Origin of the sequence: Actinomadura verrucosospora (genome assembly GCF_039540335.1) — a bacterium.
GTDB lineage: Bacteria > Actinomycetota > Actinomycetes > Streptosporangiales > Streptosporangiaceae > Spirillospora > Spirillospora verrucosospora.
In genome coordinates this window covers 1-532 of sequence record NZ_BAABEV010000132.1, presented here as the reverse complement: position 1 = coordinate 532, position 532 = coordinate 1, and the positions used below count along the sequence as shown (strand labels likewise).

Sequence of the window (532 nt, the reverse complement as noted above, 5' to 3'; positions counted from 1 at the left end):
AATTCAAGCCTGGTTTATCATGGTTTAAAAATAACGAATCAAGATTAAATCATCATTTATCTGGATTATTTGGGGTTAGTTCTTTAGCCTGGACAGGTCATTTAGTACATGTTGCTATACCTGAGGCAAGAGGACAACATGTAGGATGGGATAATTTTACAACCGTTTTACCTCATCCAGCCGGTTTACACCCGTTTTTCAGTGGTAATTGGAGTGTATATGCTCAAAATCCAGATACAGCTCAACATTTATTCGGAACTAATGAAGGTGCGGGTACAGCAATTCTGACATTTCTAGGAGGATTTCATCCTCAAAGTCAGTCTTTGTGGCTAACTGATATGGCTCATCACCATTTGGCTATTGCAGTAGTATTCATTGTTGCTGGACATATGTATAGGACTAATTGGGGTATTGGGCACAATCTAAAAGATATTTTAGATGCTCATAGACCACCTAGTGGTAGATTAGGAGCTGGACATAAAGGGCTATTTGATACTATTACTAATTCTTTACACATACAGTTGGGATTAGC

The 532-nt window shown here is 38.2% G+C and carries 1 protein-coding gene; it reads left to right on the top strand.

What is annotated here, in order from left to right; genetic code table 11:
• A partial coding sequence (locus tag ABD944_RS42280; protein ID WP_425550333.1) for a photosystem I psaA/psaB family protein occupies positions 1-532 on the top strand: 532 nt, incomplete at both ends.